The organism is Alcaligenes sp., from assembly GCF_050255915.1.
Taxonomy (GTDB): Bacteria; Pseudomonadota; Gammaproteobacteria; order Burkholderiales; family Burkholderiaceae_B; genus Alcaligenes; species Alcaligenes aquatilis.
On the sequence record NZ_JBFWIQ010000004.1, the window covers coordinates 167,103 to 179,654 of the forward strand.

Below are 12,552 nucleotides of genomic sequence, written 5' to 3' on the forward strand. Positions count from 1 at the left end.
TTTTTTCATCCTCTGTCAGCGCGATTTTTATAATGTGTGCGGCTGATACGATGGTTTTGGAGTCAATCGTGGATTTGATCGCTATTCTTGAGCAAGAAGAAATCCAGCGCCTGACCGGTGGCAAGCTGCCTCCCGAGTTCGGTCCTGGTGACACTGTTGTTGTGAACGTAAACGTGGTTGAAGGTACACGCAAGCGCGTGCAGGCTTACGAAGGCGTGGTTATTGGCCGTCGCAACCGTGGTCTGAATTCTGCTTTCACCGTTCGCAAGATTTCTTCTGGCGAAGCCGTTGAGCGTACATTCCAACTGTACTCCCCGCAGATCGCCAGCATCGAAGTCAAGCGCCGTGGCGCTGTGCGTCGTGCTAAACTGTACTATCTGCGCGAACGCTCGGGTAAAGCCGCTCGCATCAAAGAAAAACTCGTTCGTCGTTCGGGTAACTAATCCCCTAGCGAACAGCGATGCAAAGGCACCCAGGCGGGTGCCTTTGTCTTTATGTGGGATCACTACCCGTTCTTATGGATAAGCCTCGTATCAGGCCCGTTATCGTTCCTGGGTTCGACCCTCGCAGCCAGCCCCTGGTTGCATTAGACGCTTTGCCTGAATTGCCTGCTCAGGCCCAGCAACTGGATTTTCTGCGTAGTGCCTTTGCCCAGCCCATCCAGTGGCAGGTCGAGCCGTTGTTTCGCGGCTCCTTTTATCCAGAGTTTTTGCCCGGTTCCATGAATGTGCGCTCCGCCGTGTGTATTGGCGTGATGCAGCGCCCGGAGGGGCCCACCGTCATTTTTACACGTCGGGCCATGCATTTGCATAACCATGCTGGGCAGATCAGTTTTCCTGGTGGGCGTATCGAGGCGTCGGATCTGGGGCCTGTAGAAGCGGCCCTGCGTGAAACCCAGGAAGAGATCGGCATTGAGCCGCGCTTTGTGCGTTACCTGGGTCAGCATCCTATTTTTGTCACCAGTACCCAGTTTGCAATGCGCCCCATTATTGGCGAGTTGCAAGAGGGCTTTCAGGTCTTGCCCGATAGTTCCGAAGTGGCCGAGGTTTTTGAAGTGCCCTTGTCGGTCTTGTTAGACCCGCAGCGCCATCAGTTGCACCACGCGGATTTGCCGGATGGGGCGGGACGCTATTACTTTTCGATTCCTTGGGGCTCATATTTTATCTGGGGTGCCACAGCGGTCTTGATCCGCAATCTCTACCACCATTTGTCGGCTGCCTGGGTGCAGTTGTCCGCTGGCGGGGATACTCGGTCCAACGGCCTGTAATCAGGCCCGTCAAGCGGGCACTCTGGCAGCGGATCAGCGGATCCTGCCTTCAAAAAAAAGGGGCATTGTGTTTCGCCCCTCATTCCCTTAATAACGTGGCTTGTTTTCGTGCTCGGCCAGTAGTCGTTGGTATAGCGCGTGCCGCTCAGGGTGGATGCTGCCTGCTTCGATAGCGGCCAGTACGCCACAGCCCGGCTCATGCCTGTGGGTGCAGTTATAAAAGCGGCAGGACTCCACGGCTTTGCGAAAGTCGGGGAAACCGTGCGCAATATCTTCCTGTGTCATGTGCGACAGGCCAAAGGCCTGGAAACCGGGGCTGTCGATCAGGTCGCCACTATTGGGCAGGTGATACAGGCGGGTACTGGTGGTGGTATGGCGGCCTGCGCCTAAAGCTTGCGAGTATTCCTGGGTTAGTGCGCCTGCATCCGGGACCAGGGCATTGAGCAAGGTGGATTTGCCCATGCCGCTTTGTCCCAGCAGCAAGGTGCGTTTGTTCGCCAGCCAGGGTGCCAGGGCTTCCCGTGTCTGTTCCGGTTCCAGTGCGACCATTTCCAGAATAGGCACGCCCAAAGCGGCGATGGGGGCCAGCTTGGCGCGCGCACGTTCCAGGTGAGTGCTCAGATCAGCCTTGTTCAGAATAATCACCGGCTCAATATCTACACTCCAGGCCGCGACCAGGGCGCGCCCCAGCAGGTCTTCGGAATAAGCAGGTTCGGGCGCGACCACAATGAGAAGCTGATCGATATTGGCCGCAAACTGTTTCGTGCGGAAATCGTCAGAGCGATACAGCAGATTGCGTCGCTCCTGCACCGCTTCAATAGAGCCTTCTCCTTTGGCCTGCATCAGTACATTGACCTGATCGCCAACCGCAATTCCGGCTTTTTTTCCGCGTGGAAAGCACTTGATGGTTTCGCCATCAGGCAGCTCGACAAAGTAGTGGCGACCGTGGGCGGCAGTCACAAGACCGCTAATGTATTTGGATGTCATGCCAGGCTTTTCAGGTGTCGGATGCGATCAATCGCGTTGGGGTGGCTATCGTAAAAGGCAGAGTGCACAGGGTCGGGTGTCAGGGTTGCGGCATTGTCGTTATAGAGCTTGAGCAGGGCGCTGATCAAGTCTTGGGCCTGGCTGTGCTGGGCGGCAAAGCTGTCGGCCTGATACTCATCCCGGCGAGAGAGCAGGGCGCTCAAGGGGCCCATCCAGAAGGTGAAGGTCGGCACCACCATGAAGAACAGGATCAGAGCCAGGGCATCGTTGGGGCGGCCCAGTTGGGGAATGACGCCCAGCCCGGTATAAAAACCCACCTTGCCCCAGGCCCAGCCAGCCAGCAGGAAAAAGATCAGGGATGTGAGCACGCTGATCAGCAGGCGACGTTGTATATGGCGATGTTTGAAGTGACCCAGCTCATGCGCCAGCACGGCTTCCACTTCTTGGGGTTGCAGCTTGTTTAGCAAGGTATCAAAAAATACGATGCGCTTTTGGCGACCCAGGCCGGTGAAGTACGCATTGCCATGGGCGGAGCGGCGCGAGCCATCCATTACGTACAAGCCATTGGTCTGAAAGCCGCAACGCTGCGCCAGGGCATTGATGCGCTCACGCAGGCTGGTATCTTCCAGCGGTTTGAACGTATTGAAAATGGGGGCGATAACACGCGGGTACAGCCACAGCACTAGCAGGTTGAAAACCAGCCACAGTCCCCAGCCGTACCAGGGCCAGGATGGGCCAGCCCAATCCATCAGACTGAGCAGGGCGGCACACAAGGGGGTACCCAGAATCAGGATGATAAGCAGCGTTTTGGCGATATCGGCAAAGAACAGCGCGGGCTTCATGCGGTTAAAACCAAAGCGTGCTTCCAGTACAAATTTGCGATACCAGGCAAAAGGTAGGCCCACGACACCCATAATCGCTAATACCGCGCCAATCAGGGCGAGCTGACGCAGCAGCTCATGGCTGATCCAGTTGCCCAGCGTGACATCCAGCCATTGCAAGCCTCCCAGCAGCGTAAAGCCTAGCAGCACCAGGGCTTCGACCAGACGCTCGCTCAAGCCCAGTCGGGTGCGTGCGATGGTGTAGCGCGCTGCACGTTGATGGCTATGCAGGCCAATGCGTTCGGAAAACTCGGCAGGCACCTCGTTTTGATGACGATAAACGTGCCGGATCTGCCGCAGGCCTAGATAAAAGCGCAGCAAAACGTCTGCAAGCAGAAAGATAATGAACAACAAGGTCAGCATGTAGGTGGCTATATGTAAAATGGGCGTTTTGAGGAATGATTATATGGCGGTTCATACACAGCGTCTGGTCTGGCTCGATATGGAGATGACAGGACTGGATCCGGACAAAGAGCGCATCATTGAAGTTGCGGTCGTGGTAACAGAAGCAGACTTGACTCTGGTGGCCGAAGGCCCGGTTCTGGTGGTTCATCAAAGCAATGCATTGCTCGATGGCATGGACGCCTGGAACAAGGGTACGCATGGCCGCAGTGGCCTGATCGACAAGGTCAAAGCTTCTACCCTGACCGAGGCGCAGGCCGAGGACCAGTTGCTGGACTTCCTGAAAGAGCACGTACCGGCTGGCAAATCGCCTTTGTGCGGCAATACCATCAGTCAGGACCGCCGTTTCATGTACCGCTACATGCCCCGCCTGGAAGCCTTCTTTCACTACCGTAATCTGGATGTCAGTACGCTCAAAGAGCTGGCCTTGCGTTGGAAGCCTGAAGTGGTTAAAAGTTTCGTCAAGCAAAGCCGTCACGAGGCCTTGGCCGATATTTATGAGTCCATTGACGAGCTGAAACACTACCGCGAGCACTTCATCCGTCTGTAAGCAGCAAGAACAGGCAAGGTCGATGTTGCGCGGGTCCGAGCCAGATAGGTAATCGGGCAGCCTGTTCTAGGTGGGGGCGCTTTGGCTGGATTAAAACCGAGGATAGCGATTTGTCGCTCCTCGGTTTTTTTACGTCTAAGTATTTACCCTTAAAGTATCTGTTCTGGGCTCATATGATACGGTTTTGCGATTGACATCACATTTTTCGTATTAAATAATGAAGTGTATATGGTTTGCGTCGAAACAAAATTTGTTTGGGCGCTTTCAGCACTCTTACCGGGGATGGTCATGTATGCACAACTTGTAGAGACAGGCGTCAAGCAGGTCCAGGATGTCGAGCAGATGTCCGACGAAGAACGTCGGTTCCAAGAGCGCATCGATGAGGGTGTCCGCATCGAAGCCAGGGACTGGATGCCCGAAGCCTATCGCAAAACCTTGGTGCGCCAGATCTCTCAGCACGCGCACTCCGAGGTCGTCGGGATGCTGCCTGAAGGCAACTGGATTACCCGCGCCCCTTCGCTCAAACGCAAAGCCATCTTGATGGCCAAGGTGCAGGATGAGGCCGGTCACGGTCTGTACCTGTACAGCGCTGCCGAAACACTGGGCGTAGGCCGTGACAAGCTGGTCGATGACTTGCTGTCGGGCAAAGCCAAGTATTCCAGCATTTTTAATTACCCCACACTGAACTGGGCCGATATCGGCATGATCGGCTGGCTGGTTGACGGCTCGGCCATCATTAACCAGATTCCGCTGTGCCGTTGCTCCTATGGTCCTTACGCCCGTGCCATGGTACGTGTGTGCAAGGAAGAATCCTTCCACCAGCGCCAGGGTTACGACTTGCTGCTCCAGATGTGCTTGCATGGCACGCCCGAGCAAAAGGCGATGGTTCAGGATTCCATCAACCGCTGGTGGTGGCCTGCCTTGATGATGTTCGGTCCTTCCGATGCGGACTCCACCAACAGCGCTCAGTCCATGCAGTGGAAAATCAAGCTGTTCTCCAACGACGAACTTCGTCAGAAGATGGTGGATCAGACCGTACCTCAGGCCGAGTACCTGGGCCTGACCATTCCCGACCCTGATCTGCGCTGGAACGAAGAGCGCGGTCACTACGACTTTGGCGAGATTGACTGGGAAGAATTCTGGGCAGTGATCAAGGGCAATGGTCCCTGTAATCGTGAGCGACTCCAAGCCCGAGTCCAGGCCCACGAAAATGGCGCCTGGTTCCGTGATGCACTGGATGCCCATGCCCAAAAGCAGGAAGGCGTCCGCAAGGTAGCCTGATCATCAAGGCTAAGAAGCCGGTACGGTTTCTGATTCGATCCGATTCGCAGCAGGCGCTTTGACAGCACCGCTGCACAGCAAGGAATTTTCAGTTATGAGCAAGAACGATTGGCCCCTGTGGGAAGTTTTCATTCGCAGCCAGCACGGCCTGGCCCACAAACATGTGGGCAGCCTGCACGCTCCGGACGCCGAAATGGCGATTAACAATGCCCGCGATGTGTACACCCGCCGTAATGAAGGCGTGAGCATCTGGGTCGTGCGTGCCGCCGATATCGCGGCCTCCAGCCCTGGCGACAAAGGCCCGCTGTTCGAGCCTTCCAACAGCAAGGTCTACCGCCACCCTACTTTTTTCCCAATGCCTGACGGCATCAATATGTAGGAACCGGCATGGACAAAGCCCTGTTTTCTTACGCCCTGCGCATGGGCGATTCCACCTTGGTGCTGGCACAGCGTCTGGGTGAGTGGACTGGCCACGGCCCGGCTCTGGAAGAAGAGTTGGCCTGTGCCAATACCGCACTGGACCTGTTGGGTCAGGCTCGCATGTGGCTGACTCTGGCTGGCGAAACCGAAGGCCAGGGCCGTGACGAAGATCGTCTGGCCTATCACCGTGATGTTCACGAGTACACCAACTACCTGCTGGTCGAGCGCGAGAATGGTCACTATGGCGACACGCTGGCACGTCAGTTTCTGTTTGATGCCTGGCATTGCTTCCTGCTGGAGCAGTTGATCGAATCCAGCGACGAGCAGATTCGTGAAATTGCCCAGAAGGCGCATAAGGAAGTGCTGTATCACCTGCGGCGCTCGACCGACCTGATTGTGCGCCTGGGCGACGGTACGCCAGAGAGCCACAAACGCATGCAGCAAGCCATTGATGATGCCTGGTTCTACCTGGGTGAGTTGTTTCTGGATGACGAGATCACCGAGGAACTGGCTCAGCGCCAAGCCGTGCCTTTGATGGCCAGTCTGTGGCAGCCTTGCCTGGAATACATCCAAAATGCGCTCGAGCGTGCCACCTTGCGTTGCCCGGCCGAGCAGGATGCTCAGCACAAGGCTTATCGCGGTGGTCCACAAGGCCGTCACACGGAAGCGTTAGGGTATCTGCTGGCGGAAATGCAGCATCTGCCACGTATGTACCCCGACGCCACTTGGTGATCGTCATGACACAGACCTGGAGCACCGAGCAGGTCATGCAAGTATTGGCCACGGTTCCAGATCCGGAGATCCCCGTGATCTCCTTGCTGGACCTGGGCATTGTGCGTGACGTGAATTGGGAGCAGGGCGTGTGTGTGGTCACCATCACACCGACTTACTCCGGTTGTCCGGCGATGTACGAGATGAGCCACTCGATTGAACAGGCCTTGCAACAGGCCGGTATCGAGCAGGTTCGGGTAGAGACGAAGTTATCACCGGCCTGGACGACCGATTGGATGAGCGAGCAGGGCAAAGTGGCCTTGCGCGACTACGGTATCGCTCCTCCGGCCCAAAGTGCAGTTGATATTTCTGGTTTGCTGCGTCAGCCCGAGGCGCCCGTGGTGGCCTGTCCTCAATGCGGCTCCACGCATACACGGGTAATCAGCCAGTTTGGCTCTACACCCTGTAAGGCGCTGTATCGCTGCATCAGCTGCGGTGAACCATTCGATTACTTTAAGGCGCATTAGTCCTATGAGTCAGTTTTATTCCCTTCCTGTGGCCTCGGTCTCCCGCAGCACCCGCGATGCCGTGGTGGTGGCTTTTACCGTGCCCGACGATTTGCAGGATGTGTTTCAGTTCCGCCCCGGTCAGTACCTGACCTTGCGCACCCATCTGGACGGCCAGGAACTGCGCCGCTCCTATTCGATCTGTGCGGCACCGCACGACCGTTTGCTGCGCGTGGCGATCAAGCGTGTCAATGATGGGGCGTTCTCCACGTGGGCCAACAGCCATCTGCAAGCGGGTGCCACCCTGGAAGTCATGCCACCTGATGGCAACTTTACCGTGGACTTTGATCCCAGCCAGGCCCATCGTTACGCCGCCTTTGCGGTCGGTAGTGGTATTACCCCGATTCTGTCGCTGGTGAAAACCGCGCTGGATACCGAGCCAAAATCGACCTTCACGCTGTTTTTTGGTAACCGCGCTTCCTCGGCCATCATGTTCCGCGAAGAGATCGAAGACCTGAAAAACACCTATATGGAACGTTTCTCCATCGTGTATATCATGAGCCGGGAAACGCAGGATATTGACTTGTTCAACGGTCGTCTGGACGGCGAAAAAGTACGTCAGCTAATGCAGCAATGGTTCGATCCCGCCAGTGTGGATGTGGCCTTTGTCTGCGGTCCCCAGGACATGAGCGAGCAGGTGGTTGCCGCCTTGCAGGAAAATGGCCTGGAAAAATCCCAGATCAAGTTCGAGCTGTTCGGTGCCCCTAAAGGCCCGCGTGCCTTGCGTACGGGCGAGGAGTCGCGCAAGGCTCCGGGCAAGGAAGAGTGTGAACTGACCGTGATTCAGGATGGCATTACTCGCAACCTGACCATCAGCAAGAGCAACAGCAGTATTTTGGATGCGGCACTGGAGCAAGGGCTGGAGTTGCCTTATTCCTGTAAGGGTGGGGTTTGTTCTACCTGCCGTTGCAAAGTGGTAGAGGGCGAAGTGGACATGGACGCCAACTTTGCACTGGAAGATTACGAAGTAGCCCGCGGTTTCGTGCTCAGTTGTCAAAGCTTTCCGGTGACCGACCGGGTGGTCATTGACTTCGATCAGGAAACCTAAGACCGCAGCGACAAGCGGTTTTCCAAGAATTTGGACGCCAGCTTCCCAGCTTGGCGTCCTACTAGTTTCAGGAGCACATTGTATGGCAGCAGATTTTTTCAAAACGCATCAGGCGACGCTGGATCACGCGTTGAGCAGCATTCTGGAGCGCAACTTCTGGAGCGCTTATCCTGAAAATCCCAGCCCGCGCGCCTACGGCGAAACTGCGGCTCAGGATGGTCAGGCTGCTTTTGAAGCCTACCGCGGCAAAGCCTTTCCTTTGACGCTGGAAGGCGCCCAAGGAGAAGTGGGCAATGAGCAATCGCCTTTTGGTTTTGATCTGGGCATTCGTTACCCCAAAGTTCCCGTGGATCAATTGTTGGCCCAGTCGCAACTGGCGCTGGACAGCTGGCGTGACGCTGGCCCGCAAGCCTGGGTTGGTATCTGCCTGGAAATCCTGCATCGCTTGAACCAGCGCAGCTTCGAGATTGCTCACGCTGTGCAGCACACCACGGGCCAGGGCTTCATGATGGCCTTCCAGGCCGGTGGCCCTCACGCTCAGGAGCGTGCGCTGGAAGCTGTGGCCTATGCCTGGCAGGAAATGTCCCGTATCCCTGGTCTGGTTGACTGGATCAAGCCCCAGGGCAAGCACGATCCCATCCAGATGAAGAAGCAGTTCAAGGTGGTGCCCCGTGGCGTAGGTCTGGTGATTGGTTGCTCCACCTTCCCGACCTGGAACGGTTATCCAGGCCTGTTTGCTTCCCTGGCTACCGGCAACACCGTGATTGTGAAGCCGCATCCTGGCGCAATCCTGCCTTTGGCCATTACCGTTGCCGTCGCCCGCGACGTGCTGGCCGAAGCCGGTTTCAATCCTAATGTGGTCTTGCTGGCCGCTCACGAGCCTCAAGAAGACACCGCCCAGCAACTGGCCATGAACAAGGCCGTCAAGCTGATCGACTTTACCGGCAGCAGCCAGAACGGTAACTGGCTGGAAGAAAATGCTCGCCACGCTTTGGTCTACACCGAAAAAGCCGGTGTGAACCAGGTCATTATTGATTCGGTTGATGATTTCAAGGCTGTTGCCCGCAATCTGGCTTTCTCCTTTGCGCTGTATTCCGGCCAGATGTGTACCGCTCCTCAAAACATCTATGTGCCTCGCGACGGTATCCGTACTGCCGATGGCGTGATGAGCTTTGATGAAGTCGCTCAAGGCTTGGCACAAGCCGTGCAAAAGCTGGTGTCCGATCCGGCCCGTGCCGTTGAAATTACCGGCGCCGTGCAAAACGAAGCCTGCGCACAGCGTATTGATCAGGCTCGCCAACTGGGCATGCCTATCCTGGCTGACAGCCAGACGCTGGAACACCCCGCATTTCCCGGTGCCCGCGTACGTACACCGCTGGTCTTGCAGGCCCGTGTGGACCAGCCCGAGATCCAGCAAGAGTGGTTTGGCCCCATCGTGTTTGTGGTGCAAACCGATTCGACCGAGCAAAGCATTGAAGTGGCCGGTCGCAACGTGATTGAGCACGGTGCTCTGACCTTGTCGGCTTACAGCACCGATGATGCGGTGACCGCCAAGATCCAGCGCATGGCCGAGCGTTCCGGCGTGTCTCTGTCCCTGAACCTGACCGGCGCTGTGTTCATCAACCAGACCGCCGCTTACAGCGACTTCCACGGCACGGGCGCCAACCCGGCCGCTAACGCATCCCTGTCGGATTCGGCCTATGTTGCTAATCGTTTCCGTGTCGTTCAGACTCGCTGGCATTTCTAAAGGAGGGTGGCCAGGTGACTGACCAAAGTATTCAATTTAAGCTGGAAAATGGCGTAGCACGCATTACCTTGAATCGTCCCGACAAGCTCAACAGCTTTACGGCCGATATGCACGGTGAGCTGGCTCAGGCCCTGGATAAAGTCGAACAGTGCACCGATTTGCGTGTACTGATTCTGACGGGTAATGGCCGTGGCTTTTGCGCGGGTCAGGATTTGTCCGAGCGTCAGATGAGCGCCGGTGATGCTCCCGTGGATTTGGGTGCCACCATTGAAAAATTCTATGCACCGCTGGTGCGTCGTCTGCGCGCGCTGGCGGCCCCTGTGGTGGTCGGCGTCAATGGTGTGGCAGCCGGTGCCGGAGCCAACCTGGCCTTGGCCGGTGACATCGTGATCGCCACCCGCTCGGCGAGCTTCATCCAGCCTTTCTGCCGTCTGGGCCTCTTGCCCGATACCGGCGGTACCTTCTTCTTGCCGCGTCTGGTGGGTACAGCGCGTGCCATGGGTCTGTCTTTGCTGGGCGATAAGCTCTCGGCCGAGCAGGCAGCTCAGTGGGGCTTGATCTGGGAATGTGTGGATGACGACGCGTTTCAGGCTCGCCTGAATGAGCTGGCAGCTCATTTTGCGCAGGCGCCGACCAAAGGTCTGGCCTATGCCAAGAAAGCAATTTATGCCAGTGATGCCCATTCGCTTGATCAACAGCTGGATCTGGAGCGCGACTTGATGCGTGAACTGGGTGCATCCGAGGATTATCGCGAGGGTGTTAATGCATTCCTGGGCAAACGTGCCCCCCAATTCAAAGGAAAGTAATGCAAAGCAACGCACTTGCTGTTGAAGACCCACAAACGCTGGCCCAACAGGTCAGCGAGCATATGTATGGCAATGACCAGGCCTCTCAGGGCCTGGGCCTGAGCCTGGACAGCGTGGCACCGGGTGCAGCCAATATGAGCATGACGGTGCGCGCCGACATGCTCAACGGCCACAAGACCTGTCACGGTGGTTTCATCTTTGCCTTGGCTGACAGCACCTTTGCGTTTGCCTGCAATTCTCGCAATGCACCGACGGTTGCGTCCGGTTGCACTATCGATTACTTGGCACCTGCTTTTGAAGGGGATGTCCTGACGGCTCGCGCTGTCGAGGCGTCCCTGGCAGGCCGCACCGGTGTCTACGACATCGAGGTGGTCAACCAGAACGACAAGCGCATTGCCTTGTTCCGTGGGCGCTCGTACCGGCTAAATGGCACGGTATTGGGCGGGATTGAAAAAAAATAATTTTTGACGATACATACCCTGTGGACCCCGGGGGGGTCGGTAGTACCACACCAGCGGCAGGGCAGGAGTACACCATGACAGCAATTAAAGAACAGGTTGGCCGCGATGCCATCGAGCATGCCAGTGTTGACGAAATCCGTAACGTGCAACTGGAACGTCTGAAATGGACGCTAAAGCATGCTTACGACAATGTGCCGCATTACCGGCAGAAATTTGATGAAGCGGGCGTACACCCCGACGATTTGAAGCAGTTGTCGGATATTTCCAAGTTCCCCTTCACGACCAAGCAAGACTTGCGTGACAACTACCCCTTCAAGATGTTTGCGGTTCCCCGTGAGCAGGTAGCACGTGTTCACGCTTCCAGCGGCACCACGGGCAAGCCTACCGTGGTTGGCTATACCGCGAAGGACATTTCCACCTGGGCAGACTTGTTTGCCCGTTCCATGTGGGCGGCCGGTGCCCGTCCCGGTGACATTGCTCACGTGGCTTACGGCTACGGCCTGTTCACCGGCGGTCTGGGTGCGCATTACGGTGCCGAGCGTCTGGGGTGTACCGTGGTCCCCATGTCCGGTGGCCAGACTGAAAAACAAGTTCAGCTGATTCAGGATTTCCGTCCCGACGTGATTCTGGTGACCCCCTCGTACTTCTGCAATATCGTCGAAGAGATTGAGCGTCAGGGTATGGACCCACGCGATACCTCCCTGCGTATCGGTATTTTTGGTGCCGAGCCCTGGACAGGCCAGATGCGCCTGGACATTGAGCAGCGTGCCGGTATTGATGCCGTGGACATCTACGGTCTGTCCGAAGTGATGGGCCCAGGCGTGGCCATGGAGTGTGTGGAAAGCAAGGACGGCCCAGTGGTGTGGGAAGACCATTTCTACCCGGAAATCATCAACCCTGAAACCGGCGAACCGGTGGCCGAGGGCGAAAGCGGTGAGTTGGTCTTTACCTCCTTGAGCAAGGAAGCCATGCCTGTCATTCGCTACCGCACTCGCGATTTGACACAGTTGTTGCCTCCTACTTCGCGTAGCATGCGCCGCATCGGCAAGATCACGGGCCGCAGCGACGATATGTTGATTGTGCGTGGCGTGAACCTGTTCCCGACCCAGGTCGAAGAACTGGTTCTGAAAATGCCTGAGCTGGCTGCCCAATATCAACTGGTTCTGAGCCGTAATGGCAATATGGACGAGCTGGAAATTCTGGTGGAAGTGCGTGCCGAGTTCAATCATTTGAATGAAGCCCAGCGCGAGCAACTGGCCCGTCGTTTGACTCACTCTATCAAGACCTTTATCGGTGTCAGCGCACGTATCCGGGTGCAGTCCTCCGGCATGGTCGAGCGTACCGTAACCGGTAAAGCCAAACGCGTGATCGACAAGCGCGCGTTCTGAACGTGCCTGGCCTGAAGTAAAAAAACGGCTCTGCCCA

14 protein-coding genes are annotated in these 12,552 nt (G+C 56.7%); 12 read left to right on the forward strand and 2 right to left on the reverse strand.

Annotation, left to right across the window (positions count from 1 at the left end; translation table 11 throughout):
• The first annotated feature begins 68 nt into the window (after window positions 1–68).
• Both rplS and AB7E06_RS06710 read left to right on the forward strand, forming a co-directional pair.
• Window positions 69–443, forward strand: a complete 375-nt coding sequence (gene rplS / locus AB7E06_RS06705) for a 50S ribosomal protein L19 (RefSeq protein WP_094197110.1) — start codon at window positions 69–71, stop codon at window positions 441–443.
• Window positions 444–595: 152 nt separating this feature from the next.
• Complete coding sequence (locus AB7E06_RS06710) at window positions 596–1,267, forward strand: NUDIX hydrolase (RefSeq protein WP_094198382.1); 672 nt, start codon at window positions 596–598, stop codon at window positions 1,265–1,267.
• A gap of 87 nt (window positions 1,268–1,354) precedes the next feature.
• Here AB7E06_RS06710 and rsgA read toward each other — a convergent pair whose 3' ends face one another.
• On the reverse strand, window positions 1,355–2,254 hold the full coding sequence (rsgA, locus tag AB7E06_RS06715; protein ID WP_321266945.1) for a ribosome small subunit-dependent GTPase A: 900 nt from the start codon (window positions 2,252–2,254) through the stop codon (window positions 1,355–1,357).
• Window positions 2,251–3,498, reverse strand: coding sequence for a M48 family metallopeptidase (locus AB7E06_RS06720; protein ID WP_321266947.1), 1,248 nt, complete (start codon window positions 3,496–3,498; stop codon window positions 2,251–2,253). The genes rsgA and AB7E06_RS06720 overlap by 4 nt, the downstream gene beginning before the upstream one ends.
• Before the next feature lie 43 nt (window positions 3,499–3,541).
• Between AB7E06_RS06720 and orn the strand changes: the two genes are divergently transcribed.
• The 10 genes from orn (at window position 3,542) to paaK (ending at window position 12,515) form a co-directional block, all read left to right on the forward strand.
• Window positions 3,542–4,087 (forward strand): oligoribonuclease, encoded by a 546-nt coding sequence (gene orn / locus AB7E06_RS06725; protein WP_094197107.1) that lies wholly within the window; start codon window positions 3,542–3,544, stop codon window positions 4,085–4,087.
• 288 nt (window positions 4,088–4,375) lie between these two features.
• Complete coding sequence (gene paaA / locus AB7E06_RS06730; RefSeq protein ID WP_094197106.1) at window positions 4,376–5,368, forward strand: 1,2-phenylacetyl-CoA epoxidase subunit PaaA; 993 nt, start codon at window positions 4,376–4,378, stop codon at window positions 5,366–5,368.
• Window positions 5,369–5,462: 94 nt separating this feature from the next.
• A complete protein-coding gene (paaB, locus tag AB7E06_RS06735) occupies window positions 5,463–5,747 on the forward strand; it encodes a 1,2-phenylacetyl-CoA epoxidase subunit PaaB (protein WP_094197105.1) in 285 nt (94 codons plus the stop codon).
• A gap of 8 nt (window positions 5,748–5,755) precedes the next feature.
• On the forward strand, window positions 5,756–6,520 hold the full coding sequence (gene paaC, locus AB7E06_RS06740; protein ID WP_125276671.1) for a 1,2-phenylacetyl-CoA epoxidase subunit PaaC: 765 nt from the start codon (window positions 5,756–5,758) through the stop codon (window positions 6,518–6,520).
• Between the two features lie 5 nt (window positions 6,521–6,525).
• Complete coding sequence (paaD, locus tag AB7E06_RS06745; protein ID WP_094198381.1) at window positions 6,526–7,026, forward strand: 1,2-phenylacetyl-CoA epoxidase subunit PaaD; 501 nt, start codon at window positions 6,526–6,528, stop codon at window positions 7,024–7,026.
• 4 nt (window positions 7,027–7,030) lie between these two features.
• Window positions 7,031–8,113 (forward strand): 1,2-phenylacetyl-CoA epoxidase subunit PaaE, encoded by a 1,083-nt coding sequence (gene paaE / locus AB7E06_RS06750; RefSeq protein WP_230017817.1) that lies wholly within the window; start codon window positions 7,031–7,033, stop codon window positions 8,111–8,113.
• Window positions 8,114–8,195: 82 nt separating this feature from the next.
• Complete coding sequence (paaN, locus tag AB7E06_RS06755) at window positions 8,196–9,860, forward strand: phenylacetic acid degradation protein PaaN (RefSeq protein ID WP_094197102.1); 1,665 nt, start codon at window positions 8,196–8,198, stop codon at window positions 9,858–9,860.
• Between the two features lie 14 nt (window positions 9,861–9,874).
• Entirely contained in the window at window positions 9,875–10,666 is a 792-nt protein-coding gene (paaG, locus tag AB7E06_RS06760; RefSeq protein ID WP_230017820.1) for a 2-(1,2-epoxy-1,2-dihydrophenyl)acetyl-CoA isomerase PaaG, read from the forward strand.
• Window positions 10,666–11,127: a hydroxyphenylacetyl-CoA thioesterase PaaI gene (paaI, locus tag AB7E06_RS06765; RefSeq protein WP_094197100.1), complete on the forward strand. Its 462-nt coding sequence runs from the start codon at window positions 10,666–10,668 to the stop codon at window positions 11,125–11,127. The genes paaG and paaI overlap by 1 nt, the downstream gene beginning before the upstream one ends.
• A 74-nt stretch (window positions 11,128–11,201) precedes the next feature.
• Complete coding sequence (gene paaK / locus AB7E06_RS06770) at window positions 11,202–12,515, forward strand: phenylacetate--CoA ligase PaaK (RefSeq protein WP_042481657.1); 1,314 nt, start codon at window positions 11,202–11,204, stop codon at window positions 12,513–12,515.
• The last annotated feature ends 37 nt before the right edge of the window (window positions 12,516–12,552 follow it).

Excerpts from the sequence above, each read along its gene's own strand:
- rsgA (WP_321266945.1), bottom strand. The coding sequence starts at position 2,254 with ATGACATCCAAATACATTAGCGGTCTTGTGACTGCCGCCCACGGTCGC.
- paaA (WP_094197106.1), top strand. The coding sequence starts at position 4,376 with ATGTATGCACAACTTGTAGAGACAGGCGTCAAGCAGGTCCAGGATGTC.
- AB7E06_RS06720 (WP_321266947.1), bottom strand. The coding sequence starts at position 3,498 with ATGCTGACCTTGTTGTTCATTATCTTTCTGCTTGCAGACGTTTTGCTG.
- paaB (WP_094197105.1), top strand. The coding sequence starts at position 5,463 with ATGAGCAAGAACGATTGGCCCCTGTGGGAAGTTTTCATTCGCAGCCAG.
- paaD (WP_094198381.1), top strand. The coding sequence starts at position 6,526 with ATGACACAGACCTGGAGCACCGAGCAGGTCATGCAAGTATTGGCCACG.
- paaI (WP_094197100.1), top strand. The coding sequence starts at position 10,666 with ATGCAAAGCAACGCACTTGCTGTTGAAGACCCACAAACGCTGGCCCAA.
- paaK (WP_042481657.1), top strand. The coding sequence starts at position 11,202 with ATGACAGCAATTAAAGAACAGGTTGGCCGCGATGCCATCGAGCATGCC.
- orn (WP_094197107.1), top strand. The coding sequence starts at position 3,542 with ATGGCGGTTCATACACAGCGTCTGGTCTGGCTCGATATGGAGATGACA.
- paaN (WP_094197102.1), top strand. The coding sequence starts at position 8,196 with ATGGCAGCAGATTTTTTCAAAACGCATCAGGCGACGCTGGATCACGCG.
- paaE (WP_230017817.1), top strand. The coding sequence starts at position 7,031 with ATGAGTCAGTTTTATTCCCTTCCTGTGGCCTCGGTCTCCCGCAGCACC.
- paaC (WP_125276671.1), top strand. The coding sequence starts at position 5,756 with ATGGACAAAGCCCTGTTTTCTTACGCCCTGCGCATGGGCGATTCCACC.